Raw genomic sequence first — 16,152 nt, 5'->3', positions numbered from 1 at the left:
GGTCTACCGGGAGGGGCTGGCGAGGTCGATACTCGGTTCCAACAACAAGGCATCCCGCCTTGAACAGCTAGGAGATCGACATGACCACACAGAACCTCAGCGGCAAAGTCGCCTTGATTCAAGGCGGTTCTCGCGGCATCGGCGCCGCCATCGTCAAACGCCTCGCAGCACAGGGCGCCGCCGTCGCCTTTACCTACGTCAGCTCCGCTGCCAAGGCCGAAGCACTGCAGAACAACGTGATCAGCGAAGGCGGTAAAGCCCTGGCGATTCACGCCGACAGCGCCGACGCAGCGGCAATCCGCAATGCGGTCAACGCCACCGTCGAAGCGTTTGGGCGCCTGGACATCCTGGTGAACAACGCGGGCGTGCTGGCCATCGCGCCGCTGGAAGATTTCAAGCTGGAAGATTTTGACCAGACTCTGGCGATCAACGTACGCAGCGTGTTTATCGCGACCCAGGAAGCGGCCAAGCACATGGGTGACGGCGGTCGTGTGATCAATATCGGCAGCACCAATGCCGAGCGCATGCCGTTTGGTGGCGGTGGCCCGTATGCAATGAGCAAGGCGGCGCTGGTGGGATTGACCAAAGGCTTGGCGCGTGACCTGGGGCCGCGTGGTATCACCATCAACAACGTACAGCCTGGGCCGGTGGATACCGACATGAACCCGGCCAACAGCGATTTTGCCGAAAGCCTGATCGGGTTGATGGCGGTGGGTCGGTATGGGCATGTGGAAGAGATTGCCAGCTTCGTAGCCTACCTGGCTGGGCCAGAAGCCGGTTACATCACCGGCGCAAGCCTGACCATCGATGGTGGCTTCAGCGCCTGACGGAACTGTAGGAGCCCGGCTTGCCGGCGATGGCGTCTTCAAGACCGCCATCGCCGGCAAGCCGGGCTCCTACAGTTTTTTACCGCGTTTGATTCAGCGAAGAGGTGGCAGGCCGTAGGCTGCCAGGTCGAAGTCCGCAAGCTTGCGGATGATCTGGTCGGCATGGTGGTATTTGCTGTCGGCCATGGCTTCATCCGGCACGGCGATGGCAGTCATGTGCGCGGCTTTTGCGGCGGTGACGCCAAACGGCGAGTCTTCGAACACCAGGCAATCCTCGGGCGCAACGCCGAGGCGGCGGGCGGCGGTGAGGAAGATGTCCGGCGCGGGCTTGGCGGCGCCGACTTCCGGGTCGTCAGCGGTGACGATGGTGTCGAACAGGCCAAACCATTCGCGGTGCAAGGTGGTCTTGTGGCCAAACGAATTGCGCGACGAACTGGTGCCCACGGCAATCGGGATGTTATGTGCCTTCAAGTGCCGCACCAAGGCTTCAGCGCCGGGCATGCCCAAGGCTTTTGGGAAGCGCTCGCTCATCAGCGGTTCACGGATCGTCAGGAATTCGGCGGGCGTGATTGGAAGATCCAGCGCCTTCACCACGTAGTCAGCCAAGTCCTGGGCGCCGCGCCCGATGATGTGCTGCTTGATGCTCCAATCGTAGGTCCGGCCGTAGCGTTCGGCGATGATCTGCGTGACTTCGGTGTAGATGCCTTCAGTATCCAGCAACAACCCGTCCATATCGAAAATCACAGCCTTGATTGGGCCGACTCTACGCGGTGCGTTCATCAAAACAGATCCTTGGGAGGAAGGACTAAAAGGATTCAGCACAATAACGGCCACACTTGTCAGCAAGCAACCCTTTAGACTGTGAACCTCACCTTTCAAAGTACCCGCAATGCTTTATCGTCTAGCTGCCGACAGCCTCGTGCTATTTCACTTGAGCTTCATCCTCTTTGTCCTGTTCGGCGGGTTGCTTGCGCTGAAATGGCGCCCGGCGATCTGGCTGCACCTGCCCGCCGCGGCATGGGGCGTGGCGGTCGAAGTGTTCCACCTGCCCTGTCCACTGACTCGCTGGGAGAACCTGTTTCGTCACCTCGCCGGGCAGGACGGCTATGGCGGTGGATTTATCGAGCATTACATTCTCACGCTGATCTACCCCGCCGGCCTGACTCCGCAGATCCAGTTGGGCCTGGGCGCGTTGGTGCTGGTGATCAACATCGCAGTATACGGATGGTTGATCCGGCGTTATGTACAGGATTGAGACAGCTTCGCTGGTGAAGAATCAGAGTCCCTCAGTCCCTTCACAGACGCCCCCATGTCCGAAGCATTCGAAGTCCCCAGCCCCCACGAAAAACACCTCGAACACACCACCGAACATGCCCACGGCCGCGGCGACAATTTCGCCAGTCGCATCGCCGTGATGACCGCCCTCATGGCGACCCTTGGCGCCATGCTCAGCTACCAGGCCGGCTCGACCGAAAGCGAAGCGGCGATGGACAAGAACAACGCCGCCATCTTCAAGACCGAAGCCGCCAACCAGTGGAACTACTACCAGGCCAAGTCCAGCCGGCAAAACCTTGCGGAACTGGCCACTCACATTCCCGGTGTGGACGCGGTGCATTACAAGGAAGAAATCGAGCGCTACAAGAACCAGAAGGAAGACGTGCGCAAACAGGCCGAGAAGCTTGAAGCCACGTCGAAGGAATGGGATGAAAAATCGGAGCAGGCGCTGCACCAGCATCATCGCTGGGCCCAGGCTATGACTGCGATTCAGATCGCGATTTCGTTGGCGGCGATCACGCTGCTGACGCGCAAGGAACGGCTCAAACGCCTGTCGTACACCGCCGGCGGCGCCGCTGTAGTGCTGGGCAGCCTGGCGTGGCTGCATATCTAAAAACCCACCGAACGTAGGAGCCGGCTTGCCGGCGATGGCGGTGGTGCAGCAGACATTAGTGTTATCTGATCCACCGCGATCGCCGGCGAGCCGGCTCCTACAGTTGTTTTCAGCGGAAAAAGTCGTCGCTCAGTCGCTTTACGCTTTGGCTGGGCCAGCGCCGCGCTATATAGTAAAACGCATAACGAACGAGACTGCCCAATCCGAGGAAAAGCCGGTGACTGCACAACCCAAAGAAGCCGTGGGCGCCGACTACAGCATCGAATCCATGCGCTACGCCCAAGCCATGACTTGGCAAGCCATCGAGCAACTCTCTCAACGGCGACCCGGTGCTGGGCGAAAACGACATCTTCTTCATCGACATGGGCGCGGTCTGGCAAGGCCACGAAGGTGACGCCGGCGCCACCTTCGCCACCGGTAACGACCCGTAACTGCACGCCTGTGCCAGCGCCGCCAAGGAACTGTTCGACCGCGTACAGGCCCGTTGGAAAAACGACCACGTCGTCGGGCTGGAGCTTTATCGCTACGCCGAAGAACAAGCCCAGGCCATGGGCTGGCGACTCAACCTCGACATCAAGGGCCACCGCGTCAGCGACTTCCCCCACGCCATCCATCGCGGTGGCGACCTGGGTGATTTCGAACACTACCCGAATGCCGCGCTGTGGATCCTGGAAATCCAGATCGCCCACCCGAGCAAACCCTACGGTGCTTTCTACGAAGACCTTCTCGCTTAAGGAACTGAAATGAACCGCTCCACCGAACACCCCGTGCTGTTGTTTTCCTACGGCACGCTGCAAGACCAATCCGTACAACTGGCCAACTTCGGCCGCGAGCTCACAGGCCAACAGGATGCGATGCTGGGTTACTCGCAAAGCTGGGTGGAGATCACTGACCCGCAAGTACTGGCGAGCAGTGGCAAGACGCATCACCCGATCGTGGCGCCCAGTGCCGAGCATGGCGCCAGGGTTGAGGTGGGGTTGGCTTCGGGGTTGAGGGCTTGGGTGTATGTGAGGGCTTGAGGCGCTTAAATCCCATTGCGGCGTAAGGGCGACTTGCTGAAGGTCATAGAGCGACACACGGATGTGCCGAGCCCATGATTTGATAAAGGTAAGATTTTCGAACCCCAGAAATCACAAAACCCCTGGTTTCTCTCGAAACCAGGGGTCTTGTTTACATCGAATGTGGCGGTGAAGGAGAGATTCGAACTCTCGATACAATTTCTTGTATACACACTTTCCAGGCGTGCTCCTTAAGCCACTCGGACACTTCACCGTATCTCGTCAAACCAGTTCAGTCTGTCGAGGCGCGCTAATGTAGTCGAAAGCCTTTCTGATGGCAAAGGTTTTTTTCAGAATATTCATGCGGTTAGCCCGTTATGCCGTTCAACGCCCGGCAAGGGGTGGTGATTGTGCCATTCTCAGGCATCGGCGGTGTGCGTCTGGGACGGTGATTGCGCCCTGTGTCTGGCACTCCCACGCCCGGTGCGGGGGAAATCCCTGACTGGTCAGTCAGTCACAGCGCTTTACCGGGGCGGGCGTGGTGGGTAACGTCTGCTGCATACTTCTATAACAAGTCCTACAAGGAACCGCGTCATGAGTGACCTGATTGCCTACCACCTCGAAGACGGTATCGCGACCCTGACCTTGAGCAACGGCAAGGTCAATGCCATTTCTCCGGCGGTGGTCAGTGCGTTTAATGAAGCGCTGGACCAGGCGGAGAAGGACCGGGCGGTGGTGGTGATCACCGGTACGCCGGGGATTCTGTCGGGTGGTTATGATTTGAAGGTGATGACCGCCGGCCCTAAAGAGGCGATCGGTCTGGTGACTTCCGGCTCGACGTTGGCGCGTCGCCTGTTGTCGCACCCGTTCCCGGTGATTGTGGCGTGCCCTGGGCATGCAGTGGCCAAGGGCGCGTTCCTGCTGTTGTCGGCGGATTACCGGATTGGCGTGGAAGGTCCGTTCAGCATTGGCCTGAACGAGGTGGCGATTGGCATGACCATGCACCACGCCGGTATCGAGTTGGCGCGGGATCGTCTGCGCAAGTCGGCGTTCCATCGCTCTGTGATCAATGCCGAGATGTTCGACCCACAGGGCGCGTTGCAAGCCGGTTTCCTCGACAAGGTGGTGGCACCGGACGAGTTGCACGCCGCAGCGCTGGAAGCCGCGCGTCAGTTGAAGAAGCTCAATATGAACGCTCACAAGCACACTAAATTGAAGGTGCGTAAGGCGTTGCTGGAAGCCTTGGACGACGCCATCATCCAAGACCAAGGGCATATCCTGAGTTAAGCCCTACACCTGTTACGCCAGAGCCCGATCTTGAGTCGGGCTTTTTCTTACAAAGAATTCCGATTCTTCTACAGCCGCTCTAGCGTGCCCATGTCGGTAGATGTTGAAACATGCTCTTAAACATCGCCTATCTCCGAGCTGTACCGGGGTAATTGCCGAATACAGTGCACAACCGTACACTGCGCCACCTTTTGTCCCGATGGGCCGTGTCGATGCTTTTTCTGTTACGTATGTTGTTGATGGGCCTGCACTTTATGCTCGCCGGTGTGCTGGGCGTGCTGGTCGGTCTGTGCCGGCCGTTCAATCCGGACAACAGCCGTCTGTGCGCACGCCTCTACGCGTTGCCGGCCATGTGGATCCTGCGGCTGAACGTAAAGGCCGATGTGGACTCGCTGCGCAACAAGCCTGGCACCTGCGTGATCATCGCCAACCACCAGTCCAACTATGACCTGTTTGTGTTCGGTAACGTGGTGCCGCATCGCACGGTGTGCATCGCCAAGAAAAGCCTGAAATGGGTGCCGCTGTTCGGCCAGTTGTTCTGGCTGGCGGGCAATGTGCTGATCGACCGGGGCAATGCGCACAAGGCACGCCGCGCGATGCTCACCACCACCCACACATTGCAGCATGAGGACACGTCGATCTGGGTGTTCCCGGAGGGCACGCGCAACCTGGGTAAAGGGTTGCTGCCGTTCAAGAAAGGCGCGTTCCATATGGCGATTGCGGCCGGTGTGCCGATTGTGCAGGTGTGTGTCAGTAACTACGTGACACACATGCAGCTCAATCGCTGGAACAGTGGGGATGTGCTCATACGGTCGTTGCCGCCGATTCCTACGACTGGCCTGACTTCGGATGACATCCCGGCGTTGATGCAGGCGTGTCATGTGCAGATGGATGAATGCATCGCTCAGATGGACCGCGAGTTGCGAGCTGTCTGAACATTCTAGGGGCGCTTCGCCCCCCGGCGCGAGCAAGCTCGCTCACCACAAAAAAGCTTGGCGCTACGACGGAACGCCATTCAGGCTAAGCTGCCCAACACCTGTCCTCCCAATAAGAAGCGATCAGCACCATGGGTAGAGTTGTTGCAGCCGCCGTCTACAGCGCCGGTAAGAAAGTCACTGATATCACCCTTGATGAAGGCGCGGCCTGGGCCGCCAAACCCGACCACTTTGTGTGGATCGGCCTGGAAGAACCCGATGCCCAGGAGCTGGCCAACCTGCAACGCCAGTTCAACCTGCACGAATTGGCCATCGAAGACGCCCTGGAAAAACACAGCCGCCCCAAGCTGGAAACCTTCGGCGATGCGCTATTTATCGTCACCTACTCACCGGTGCGCGAGAACGGCAAGCTGGAGTTCATCGAAACCCATATCTTTGCCGGCAACGGCTACATCATCACCGCACGTAACGGTCACTCGGCGTCCTACGGTTTTGTGCGCCAGCGTTGTGAGGCGCGGCCGCTGTTGCTGGAGCATGGGGAAGATTTCGTACTCTATGCGCTGCTGGATTTCGTCACCGAGAACTACCAGCCGGTGAGCGAAGCGATCCATGCCGAAATCGATGAGCTGGAGCGCAATGTGCTGTGCAGTTCGTTGAGCGAGCGCGATATCCAGAAGATCCACGGCCTGCGCCGCGACGTGCTGCGGCTCAAGCGCTACGTGGCGCCGATGGTGGAGATCAGCCAGGAGCTGCAAAAGCTCAGCTTTCCGTTTATCGACAAGAACATGCGCCCGTATTTCCGCGACGTGCAGATTCACGTGACGCGCCAGATGGAAGACCTCACTACCCTGCGCGATATCGCCAGCCAGACCATCGAGATCGGTGTGCTACTGGAGGCTTCGCGCCAGAGCGTAGTCCAGCGCAAGTTCGCCGCGTGGGCAGCTATCCTCGCGTTCCCCACCGCGGTGGCGGGGATCTACGGGATGAACTTCCAGAACATGCCCGAGCTGCAATGGCACTACGGCTATTTTGCGGTGCTCGGGTTTATTGCGGCGGGCTGCACGGGTTTGTGGGCGAGTTTCAAGCGTTCGGGTTGGCTTTAAACCCGGGCCTCGGGCTTGTGTGCCACAAAACGCATCATCCATTCCGCCACGGTTGCACCGTGGTGGTCACGCTCCAGGCTGGCGACGCCGTTGGTGTAGACCTTTTCGCCCAAGGTTGTCTGAAGGATCTCCAGCAACTCGCGAGAATAGTCGTGGATAAATTCCGGATGCCCCTGGAAGCACAGCACCTGGTCGCCGATGTGGTACGCCGCAAACGGGCAGAACGCGCTGGATGCAATCACCGTGGCGTTCTCCGGCAGCGTGGTCACCTGGTCCTGGTGGCTGATCAACAGCGTCAGCTCTTCCACTTCCGGGCTCATCCACGGCGCCTTGGCATCGAGCTTGTAGTCGTGAATGCCCATGCCCCAGCCCTGGCCGGCGCGTTCGGTCTTGCCACCCAGCAGCAGTGCCAGCAACTGGTGGCCGAAGCAAATGCCGAGCAGCTTGTCGCCGCGCTCGTAACGTTCGAGCAGGTAGGTCTTGAGGGTCTGGATCCATGGGTCAGTGCCGAAGGAATCGGCCTTGCTGCCGGTCACCAAGTAAGCGTCGAACACTTCGTCGTCGGACGGGTATTCACCGTTCACCACGTTATAGACAACAAACTCGGCGGGAATCGGTTGCTTGGAGAACAGGCGCTTGAACATCTGCCCGTACCCTTGGTATTGATCGATCAAGCCTGGACGCAGGATATCGGTTTCCAGGATACAGACGCGTAGCGACATAAAAAATACCTGACACGGTGATGGGAATAATGCACACCCCAGAGCCTGCCTTGAAATGCCCCTTCAAGGCAAGCCCCTCCTGCGTCACCGGAACACGTCACCTTGCGCCGCTTTCTCCAGCAACAACGCCGGTGGCGTGAAACGTTCGCCATATTGCTCGGCCAGGTAACGAGCGCGGGCGATGAAGTCGTTCAAACCGTACTGGTTGATGAACTGCAACGCACCGCCGCTCCAGGCCGCGAAACCAATGCCAAAGATCGAGCCCACGTTGGCGTCCGCCGTGGACATCAACACCCCCTCCTCCACACAGCGCACGGTCTCGATGGCCTGGATAAACAGCAAGCGGTCGCGCACATCCTGTGGCGAGATGCGTTGGTCGGGCCGTTCAAAGCGGCTTTTCAGCTCTGGCCACAAGTACTTCTGCCCGCCGCTGGGGTATTCATAGAAACCGCCCCCCGCCGCCTTGCCCACGCGTTTGTATTCGTTGACCAACAGATCGATCACCGCCGTTGCCGGGTGTATCGGCACGGCCTTGCCTTCGGCCTGCAGATCCTTGGCCGTCTGCTGCCTTATATGGCTCATCAGGCTGAGCGAAACTTCATCCGACACCGCCAACGGCCCCACCGGCATACCGGCCTTGCGCGCTTCGGTCTCGATCATCGGCGCGGCAACGCCTTCGCCAAGCATGGCGATGCCTTCGTTGGTGAAAGTGCCAAACACCCGCGAAGTGAAGAAGCCACGGCTGTCGTTGACCACGATCGGGGTTTTCTTGATTTGCAGTACGAAATCGAAACCACGGGCCAGGGTTTCGTCGCTGGTGTGGGAACCCTTGATGATTTCCACTAGGGGCATCTTGTCCACCGGGCTGAAAAAATGCAGGCCGATGAACTTGGCTTGATCCGGCACTGCCGTGGCCAGGCCGCTGATGGGTAAGGTGGAGGTGTTGGAGGCGATCACGGCGTCGGCGCCGACTACGTTTTGCGCGGCGGCTGAGACCTTGGCCTTGAGTTCGCGATCTTCGAACACCGCTTCGATGATCAGGTCGCAACCGGCCAGGTCGTCATCGCTGGCCGTAGGAAGAATCCGCGCCAAGGTGATTTCCCGCTGTTCGGCGGTCAGTTGCCCACGGCTGACTTTCTTGTCCAGCAACGCCGCCGAATGCGCCTTGCCCTTCTCGGCGGCCGCAAGATTGATGTCCTTGAGCACCACCTCAATTCCCGCGCTAGCGCTGACGTAAGCGATGCCTGCGCCCATCATCCCGGCACCGAGCACGCCGACTTTGCGTGTAACGTTGGGCGCAAAACCTTGCGGCCGAGAACTGCCTGCGTTGATCTCATTGAGCTGAAACCAGAACGTGCTGATCATGTTCTTCGCCACTTGCCCCGTCACCAGCTCGGTGAAATAGCGCGTTTCGATCAGGTGTGCGGTGTCGAAATCCACTTGGGCGCCTTCGACGGCGGCGCAAAGGATTTTCTCCGGAGCGGGGAAACAGCCCTGGGTTTTACTGCGCAAAATCGAAGGCGCAATCGCCAGCATCTGCGCAACTTTCGGGCTCGATGGTGTACCACCGGGAATCTGGTAGGCCTTGTTGTCCCACGGTTGCTTGGCGTCCGGATTGGCCAGGATCCAGGCGCGGGACTTGGCCAGCAGTTCATCGCGATCCGCCGCCAGCTCATTCACCAGCCCGGCTTGCAGCGCTTGTTGCGGCCGCACTTTCTTGCCTTCCAGCAAATACGGCAGGGCCTTTTCCAGCCCCAGCATGCGCACCATGCGCACCACGCCACCGCCGCCCGGCAGCAGGCCCAGGGTGACTTCCGGCAAGCCAAGCTGCACCGACTTGTCGTCCAGCGCGACACGGTAATGACACGCCAGGCAAATCTCCCAGCCGCCCCCCAGCGCCGCGCCATTGATGGCGGCCACCACCGGTTTGCCGAGGGTTTCCAGGCGCCGCAGCTGTGCTTTCAACACCAGCACGCTGTCGTAGAATTCCTTGGCGTGAGCCTTGTCGACCTTGATCAGTTCATTCAAGTCGCCACCGGCAAAAAATGTCTTCTTGGCCGAGGTAATCACTACCCCGGCAAGGCTGTCTTTTTCCGCCTCCAGGCGCTCCACCGTGGCCGCCATGGCCTCGCGGTACACGCTGTTCATGGTGTTGGCGCTCTGGCCGGGCATATCGAGGGTCAGCACGACGATGCCGTCCTGGCCTTTTTCGTAACGAATGGCTTGGGTCATGACAGATTCCTTGGGCTCAGAGGCGTTCGATAATGGTGGCGATGCCCATGCCACCGCCGACACACAAAGTGGCCAGGCCATAGCGCTGCTGGCGCACTTCCAGCTCGTCGAGCAGGGTGCCAAGGATCGCGCAGCCGGTGGCGCCCAGCGGGTGGCCCATGGCGATGGAGCCGCCGTTCACGTTGACCCGCGCCGCGTCGATGCCCATGTCCTTGATGAACTTGAGCACCACCGAGGCAAACGCTTCGTTGACCTCGAACAGGTCAATGTCTTCAACACGCAGCCCAGCCTTGGCCAGGGCCTTGCGTGTGGCAGGCGCGGGGCCGGTGAGCATGATGGTCGGGTCGGTACTGGTGACCGCCGTGGCGACGATACGCGCGCGGGGTTGCAGGCCCAGTTCGCGGCCCTTGGCCTCGGAGCCGATCAACATCAACGCGGCGCCATCGACGATGCCGGAGCTGTTGCCCGGTGTGTGCACATGGTGGATGCGCTCCACATGGCTGTAGACCCGTAGTGCGGTGGCGTCGAAGCCCATCTGCCCCATCATTTCAAAACTGGGCTTGAGCTTGCCAAGGCCTTCGAGGGTGGAGTCGCCGCGAATGAATTCGTCGTGGTCGAGCAGCACAATGCCGTTCTGGTCCTGCACCGCAATCAGCGACTTATTGAAGGCACCGGCCGCGCGGGCCCTGGCCGCTTTCTGCTGCGAATGCAGGGCAAAGGTGTCGACGTCCTCGCGGGTGAAACCTTCCAGGGTAGCGATCAGGTCTGCACCGATACCCTGGGGGGTGAAATGGCTGTGCATATTGGTCTGGGGGTCGAGCACCCAGGCGCCACCGTCGCTGCCCATGGGCACGCGGGACATGGACTCGACGCCACCGACCACCACCAGGTCTTCGAAGCCGGAGCGCACCTTCATCGCGCCCAGGTTGACCGCTTCCAGGCCTGAGGCGCAGAAGCGGTTGATCTGCACGCCGGCGACGCTGATGTCCCAGTCCGCCACCAGCGCGGCGGTCTTGGCGATGTCGGCGCCTTGGTCGCCCACGGGGGTCACGCAGCCGAGCACGATGTCGTCGACCTGATGGGTGTCGAGGTCGCTGCGTCGGGCCAGGGCGGTGAGCAAGCCGGCCACCAGGTTCACTGGCTTGACGCTGTGCAAGGCGCCGTCGGGCTTGCCTTTGCCACGGGGCGTGCGTATCGCATCAAAGATCAAAGCTTGGGTCATGACGTCCTCGAACCGCTGTGCATGTGTGCCTCTACCTTAGGCCCGATTGACACGGTTTCAATGACGAATGCGCTCATTGCTTTTGACCCCCTCGCTCGGACGAACGGTAGCCAACGTGGGCGATTACCTGATTAATCGTTTTAGCTGTCTAGCCAAGGCATTGGCGCCAAGATGGCGATATGCCTCATGCCTTTTTAAGCTCAAAAGTTGATTAGCTGATATGAAATGGGTCTAAGCCACGAAGAACGAGGGCTCTAAGGTTCAATCAGTAAGAAGTTGCTGCCGGGTTTTGCTGGAGCAGCTGTAAGAAAAGCGACACGTCATCTCGCCAAACTGAAATAAAAACCGGCACGCATTTGACGCTCAGGAATAACAACAAAAGGCAGTCAGCCATGTTCAAACATTCGAAAGTACGTCAGGCGGGACTCATTCTGTTCGCCACCACACTGATTCTGATCTTGCCCAACTTAACCAAGGTTATTGGGTGACCCCTCCACGCCCACATTCCGTGCCATCACAGCACAGGGTTTGCAGCTTTTGGCAGCACCTGCCGGGACATTGTGCATAGCGGTCCTGCAGGGGCTGCCTTTTTGCGTGTCGAATTCCGGTATCGTTAGCCTAAATACACCTTTGATTCGAGCCTGCGTCTTGAAATCCATCCTCGCCCTCGTCGCTGTGCTGATCACGCTGCCCGCTGCGGCCGCGCAATTGACCATCGAACTCGACCACACCCGCAAGACCTGGCAGACCGCCGACTTGCTCAAGCACCCACAAGCGCAGTCGGTACAGATCGTTGATGACGTGTCTTACAAGCGCACCCTGACCTATCGCGCCGTGCCGCTGGCAGTGCTCCTACCGGGGTTGAAACCTGAGAGTCACCTGCAAGCCGTTGCCCTTGATGGATTCGCCGCCGAACTCACGGCTGCGCCGCTGCTGGAGACCCACGGTGCACGCGCCTGGCTGGCGGTGGAAGATCCCGCCCAGCCATGGCCTGCGCTGGCCGACGGTAAACCGAGTGCCGGGCCGTTCTACCTGGTGTGGACCGACCCGCAAGCCGGGCACATCAGCCCGGAGCAGTGGCCGTTCCAGATTTCGGCGATCAAGCAATTGAAGACCGTCGCGGAACGCTTTCCGGCGCTGCTGCCCGACCCGAAACTGGCGGCCAATGACCCGATCAACCAAGGCTTTGCGCTGTTCCAGAAGAATTGCCTGGCCTGTCATCGTCTCAATGGCGCCGGTGATGCTCAGGTGGGGCCGGACCTGAATATCCCCTACAACCCCACCGAGTATTTCGGTGGGGATTTCCTCAAGCGCTATATCCGTGACCCGCAGAGCCTGCGGCATTGGCCACAGGCGAAGATGCCGGCGTTTGCCGCCAGTGTGTTGCCCGACAATGAGCTGGATTTATTGGTGGGGTATTTGAAGCATATGGCCGGGCGCAAGCAACAACCCTGATCTTGACGTTGCCCCTGTAGGAGCCGGCAAGCCGGCGCCTACAGTTGATCTGCGGTGTTCTGGGTTATTGCTGCTGGACAGAAATCACCGGCGTCGGCGCCACGAACACCTTGGCATGCATCTGCTCATGCCCGCCGCCACGGCGCATGCCGCGTACCGGGCAGGCGTCGAGGTAATCCAGCCCCACCGCCAGCTTCAAATGCCGCTCCGGGCGGGCCAGTTGGTTGGTCACGTCAAAGCTGTACCAGGCGTCATCCAGCCAGGCTTCGGCCCAGGCGTGGCTGGCCAGGTGCGTGCTGTCCTCCGAGTACAAATACCCCGACACATACCGCGCCGGAATCCCCAGGCTGCGTGCGCAGGCCAGAAACGCATGGGTATGGTCCTGGCACACGCCTGCACGACCAGCGAAGGCTTGCGCGGCGCAGGTGTCGACCTCGGTCGCGCCAGGCATGTAGACCATCGTCTGGCTGAGCGCATGCATCAGGTCGATCAGCGCCGTACGGTCGCGACGCTGATGGCAATGCTGGTCGGCAAACCCGCGCAGGGCTTCATCGGGCTCGGTGAGGCGGGTACAGCGCAGGAATGGGAACGCCGATTGGCTCTCATGCTCGGCCTCGTGCAATTCGTCGATGTCCACCTGGCCACGGGCGCCGATGATTATGGCGTCATGGGGTTCATCCAGGGTCAACACATGCAGGATGTTGCCGAACGGGTCCACTTGGGCGCGCACCGGACGCGGCAGGTCAAGCTGCCAACTCAGTACGTGCTGGCGCTCGCTGTCGTGGGGCGTGAGGCGCAGGTATTGGATGCTGGCGCGCACTTGGTCTTCGTAGTGGTAGGTGGTTTCGTGGCTGATGGAGAGTCTCATGCCGCCTCCAGGTAGGAACTGTAGATGGCGTCGCCCAACTGGCGGACCAAGGGAATAAAGTCGGTCAGCCAGGCGTGCAGGCCTTCCTCAAGGATTTCATCGATGGCGGTAAAGCGCAGGCGCGCATCCATCTCGGCCGCCAGGCGCTGTGCTGGGCGGCCATTGATGCCAGGCAGGCTGGCGAGGATCTGGTCGATCTCCTCACTGCAGGCCCGCAGTGAGCGCGGCACATCGGCGCGCAGCAGCAACAACTCGGCGACTTGCCGCGCGCCGGGGGCGTCGCGATAAATCTCGGTGTAGGCCTCGAACGACGACAACGCACGCAGCAAGGCGCTCCATTGATAGTAGGCGTGGGCCGTGCCATCGGTGACTGCTTCGGCACGGTCACCGGCCATTTCGTAGCGGGCGTCCAGCAGGCGCAGGGTGTTGTCGGCACGTTCGATAAAGGTGCCCAGGCGAATGAAGCGGAAGGCATCGTTGCGCATGATGGTGCCGTAGGTGGCACCGCGGAACAGATGGGACCGCTCCTTGACCCACTCACAGAACCGGCTCATGCCATAGCGGCTCAGGCCTTGCTGGGCGATGTCGCGGATATCCAGCCAGGTCGCGTTGATGTTTTCCCACATGTCAGCGGTAATCCGCCCACGCACCGCATGGGCGCTGGCCCGCGCCGCGCCGAGGCAGCTGTAGATGCTGGCCGGGTTGGCCGCATCCAGGGCAAAAAAGTGCAACAGGCGCTCGGCGTGCAGTTCGCCGTGGCGTTCGTGGTAATCCTCCAAGGTGCCGGTGATCAACAGCGGCATGGCCAGTTCATGCAGGCCATCACCGCGCCCGTCCTGGGGCATCAGCGACAGCGAATAGCTGACATCGAGCATGCGCGCGAGGTTTTCCGCACGTTCCAGGTAGCGCGACATCCAGTACAAATCCGAGGCAGTTCTACTCAACATGGCATCAGTCCTCGACCACCCAGGTGTCTTTGGTGCCGCCACCCTGGGACGAGTTGACCACCAGCGAGCCTTCGCGCAATGCCACGCGGGTCAGGCCACCGGGGACCACACGGGTTTCCTTGCCGGACAACACGAACGGGCGCAGGTCGATATGACGTGGCGCAATGCCGTTTTCGACAAAGGTCGGGCAGGTGGATAAACACAGGGTTGGCTGGGCAATATAGGCGTGGGGCTTGGCCTTGATACGCGCACGGAAGGCTTCGATTTCCGCCGCTGTGGACGCGGGGCCGACCAGCATGCCGTAGCCGCCGGAGCCCTGGGTTTCCTTGACGACCAGGTCTGGCAAGTTGGCCAATACGTGGGACAGTTCGTCGGGCCTACGGCACTGGAATGTAGGAACGTTCTTCAGGATGGGTTCTTCGTCCAGGTAAAAACGGATCATCTCGGTGACAAAGGGGTACACCGACTTGTCATCCGCCACCCCAGTGCCGATGGCATTGGCCAGCACCACATTGCCGGAGCGATAGGCCGCGAGCAGGCCGGGCACGCCAAGCATGGAATCCGGGTTGAAGGCCAAGGGATCGAGGAAGGCGTCATCCAGGCGACGGTAAATCACGTCCACGGCCTTGGGGCCATCGGTGGTGCGCATGAAGACGCGGTCATCGCGCACGAACAGGTCGGCGCCTTCCACCAGTTCCACGCCCATTTCACGGGCAAGAAAGGCGTGCTCAAAGAACGCGCTGTTGAAGCGGCCCGGGGTCAATACCACCACACTGGGGTTGTCCAGGGGGCTGGAGCTTTTCAGGGTGTCCAGCAACAGATTGGGGTAGTGGTCGATGGGCGCGATGCGTTGGGCGGCGAACAGCTCGGGGAACAGGCGCATCATCATCTTGCGGTCTTCAAGCATGTAGCTCACGCCGCTGGGGGTACGCAGGTTGTCTTCCAGCACGTAGTACGTGCCGTCGCCATCGCGTACGAGGTCGATCCCAGAAATGTGGGAATACAGGTCGCGGTGCAGGTCCAGGCCCTGCATCGCCAATTGGTATTGCTCGTTGGCCAGCACCTGTTCGGCGGGAATGATCCCGGCCTTGATGATGCGCTGTTCGTGATACAGGTCGGCGAGAAACATATTCAGCGCCTTGACCCGCTGGATACAGCCGCGCTCGACAATCCGCCATTCGCTGGCGGGAATGCTGCGGGGGATGGTGTCGAAGGGAATCAGGCGCTCGGTGCCCTGCTCGTCCCCGTACAGGGTGAACGTGATCCCGGCGCGGTGAAACAGCAAATCGGCTTCGCGCCGGCGTTGAGCCAGCAATTCAGGCGGTGTTTCGGCCAACCAACGGGCGAACTCGCGGTAATGAGGCCGGACCTGCCCTGCCCCATCGTACATTTCATCGTAATAAGTGCGGATCATGCCGAACTCCTTGTCACCCGGGCGCAAGAACCATCGCAAGGCCCGTGCCAGCGGCATAAACACTTAAAAATCAGTGAGTTGAATTACAACGAGAATCCTCTCGCACCGTCCTGGTGCGCAGAATGCCCGGTGCATGGCGGCACGCTTCATCGTAATGCGGGCTTTGCCTATCAACAGCATAGTCAGAGTTGATTTCACTGCCCGCCGAAGTCTGCGGATAATCGGCCCCATCTGCTGAACAGGATGCGTCCTAC

General features: G+C 60.2%; 15 protein-coding genes, 1 tRNA gene and 1 pseudogene. 9 read left to right on the top strand and 8 right to left on the bottom strand.

The annotated features are described in order from the left end of the window. Nucleotides 1–80 precede the first annotated feature (80 nt). The gene (locus AC0IYN_RS18155; protein WP_457240223.1) at nt 81–827 is read left to right on the top strand and encodes a 3-oxoacyl-ACP reductase family protein; all 747 of its coding nucleotides are present in this window, start codon (nt 81–83) and stop codon (nt 825–827) included. Between the two features lie 93 nt (nt 828–920). Here the strand turns inward: AC0IYN_RS18155 and AC0IYN_RS18150 are convergent, their stop codons facing one another. Continuing rightward, a complete protein-coding gene (locus tag AC0IYN_RS18150) occupies nt 921–1,607 on the bottom strand; it encodes an HAD-IA family hydrolase (RefSeq protein WP_122687253.1) in 687 nt (228 codons plus the stop codon). 109 nt (nt 1,608–1,716) lie between these two features. On the opposite strand from AC0IYN_RS18150, the gene AC0IYN_RS18145 reads away from it, so the two are divergent. From AC0IYN_RS18145 to AC0IYN_RS18130, 4 genes and pseudogenes are all read left to right on the top strand, one after another. Continuing rightward, a complete protein-coding gene (locus AC0IYN_RS18145) occupies nt 1,717–2,082 on the top strand; it encodes a DUF2784 domain-containing protein (protein WP_406599518.1) in 366 nt (121 codons plus the stop codon). Between the two features lie 54 nt (nt 2,083–2,136). Continuing rightward, nucleotides 2,137–2,715, top strand: a complete 579-nt coding sequence (locus AC0IYN_RS18140) for a DUF4337 domain-containing protein (protein WP_471842400.1) — start codon at nt 2,137–2,139, stop codon at nt 2,713–2,715. A 217-nt stretch (nt 2,716–2,932) separates the two neighbouring features. Then, nucleotides 2,933–3,449 (top strand): annotated as a pseudogene (locus AC0IYN_RS18135) (M24 family metallopeptidase). Between the two features lie 9 nt (nt 3,450–3,458). Then, complete coding sequence (locus tag AC0IYN_RS18130; protein ID WP_471842399.1) at nt 3,459–3,734, top strand: gamma-glutamylcyclotransferase; 276 nt, start codon at nt 3,459–3,461, stop codon at nt 3,732–3,734. A gap of 163 nt (nt 3,735–3,897) precedes the next feature. Here the strand turns inward: AC0IYN_RS18130 and AC0IYN_RS18125 are convergent. After that, nucleotides 3,898–3,987: transfer RNA gene (locus AC0IYN_RS18125), tRNA-Ser, on the bottom strand. A 320-nt stretch (nt 3,988–4,307) separates the two neighbouring features. Between AC0IYN_RS18125 and AC0IYN_RS18120 the strand changes: the two genes are divergently transcribed. From AC0IYN_RS18120 to AC0IYN_RS18110, 3 genes are all read left to right on the top strand, one after another. After that, nucleotides 4,308–5,000 carry a crotonase/enoyl-CoA hydratase family protein gene (locus AC0IYN_RS18120; protein ID WP_406599508.1) on the top strand — a complete coding sequence of 231 codons (693 nt, stop codon included), beginning with the start codon at nt 4,308–4,310 and terminating at the stop codon, nt 4,998–5,000. 212 nt (nt 5,001–5,212) lie between these two features. Further along, entirely contained in the window at nt 5,213–5,935 is a 723-nt protein-coding gene (locus AC0IYN_RS18115; protein WP_457267399.1) for a 1-acylglycerol-3-phosphate O-acyltransferase, read from the top strand. Between the two features lie 131 nt (nt 5,936–6,066). Continuing rightward, nucleotides 6,067–7,038 carry a magnesium and cobalt transport protein CorA gene (locus tag AC0IYN_RS18110; protein ID WP_028617543.1) on the top strand — a complete coding sequence of 324 codons (972 nt, stop codon included), beginning with the start codon at nt 6,067–6,069 and terminating at the stop codon, nt 7,036–7,038. Here the strand turns inward: AC0IYN_RS18110 and AC0IYN_RS18105 are convergent. The 3 genes from AC0IYN_RS18105 to AC0IYN_RS18095 form a co-directional block, all read right to left on the bottom strand. After that, the gene (locus AC0IYN_RS18105; protein ID WP_078049820.1) at nt 7,035–7,760 is read right to left on the bottom strand and encodes an amidotransferase; all 726 of its coding nucleotides are present in this window, start codon (nt 7,758–7,760) and stop codon (nt 7,035–7,037) included. The genes AC0IYN_RS18110 and AC0IYN_RS18105 overlap by 4 nt on opposite strands. 84 nt (nt 7,761–7,844) lie before the next feature. Continuing rightward, nucleotides 7,845–9,992, bottom strand: a complete 2,148-nt coding sequence (locus tag AC0IYN_RS18100) for a 3-hydroxyacyl-CoA dehydrogenase NAD-binding domain-containing protein (RefSeq protein ID WP_471842398.1) — start codon at nt 9,990–9,992, stop codon at nt 7,845–7,847. A 16-nt stretch (nt 9,993–10,008) separates the two neighbouring features. Beyond that, nucleotides 10,009–11,214, bottom strand: a complete 1,206-nt coding sequence (locus AC0IYN_RS18095) for an acetyl-CoA C-acetyltransferase (RefSeq protein WP_406599505.1) — start codon at nt 11,212–11,214, stop codon at nt 10,009–10,011. Between the two features lie 648 nt (nt 11,215–11,862). Between AC0IYN_RS18095 and AC0IYN_RS18090 the strand changes: the two genes are divergently transcribed. Next, a complete protein-coding gene (locus tag AC0IYN_RS18090) occupies nt 11,863–12,669 on the top strand; it encodes a c-type cytochrome (RefSeq protein WP_471842397.1) in 807 nt (268 codons plus the stop codon). Nucleotides 12,670–12,733: 64 nt separating this feature from the next. Here the strand turns inward: AC0IYN_RS18090 and AC0IYN_RS18085 are convergent, their stop codons facing one another. The 3 genes from AC0IYN_RS18085 to AC0IYN_RS18075 are packed head-to-tail and all read right to left on the bottom strand — an operon-like array spanning nt 12,734 to nt 15,898. Continuing rightward, nucleotides 12,734–13,537 carry a transglutaminase family protein gene (locus tag AC0IYN_RS18085; protein WP_471842395.1) on the bottom strand — a complete coding sequence of 268 codons (804 nt, stop codon included), beginning with the start codon at nt 13,535–13,537 and terminating at the stop codon, nt 12,734–12,736. Continuing rightward, on the bottom strand, nt 13,534–14,484 hold the full coding sequence (locus AC0IYN_RS18080) for an alpha-E domain-containing protein (RefSeq protein ID WP_071493927.1): 951 nt from the start codon (nt 14,482–14,484) through the stop codon (nt 13,534–13,536). Before AC0IYN_RS18080 ends, AC0IYN_RS18085 begins: the two co-directional genes overlap by 4 nt. Nucleotides 14,485–14,488: 4 nt before the next feature. Continuing rightward, nucleotides 14,489–15,898: a circularly permuted type 2 ATP-grasp protein gene (locus AC0IYN_RS18075; protein ID WP_406599503.1), complete on the bottom strand. Its 1,410-nt coding sequence runs from the start codon at nt 15,896–15,898 to the stop codon at nt 14,489–14,491. Nucleotides 15,899–16,152 lie beyond the last annotated feature (254 nt).

This window comes from Pseudomonas sp. AC112, assembly GCF_979253545.1.
The sequence above is the reverse complement of the archived record's forward strand: the minus strand, read 5'-3'. Positions and strand labels throughout refer to the sequence as shown.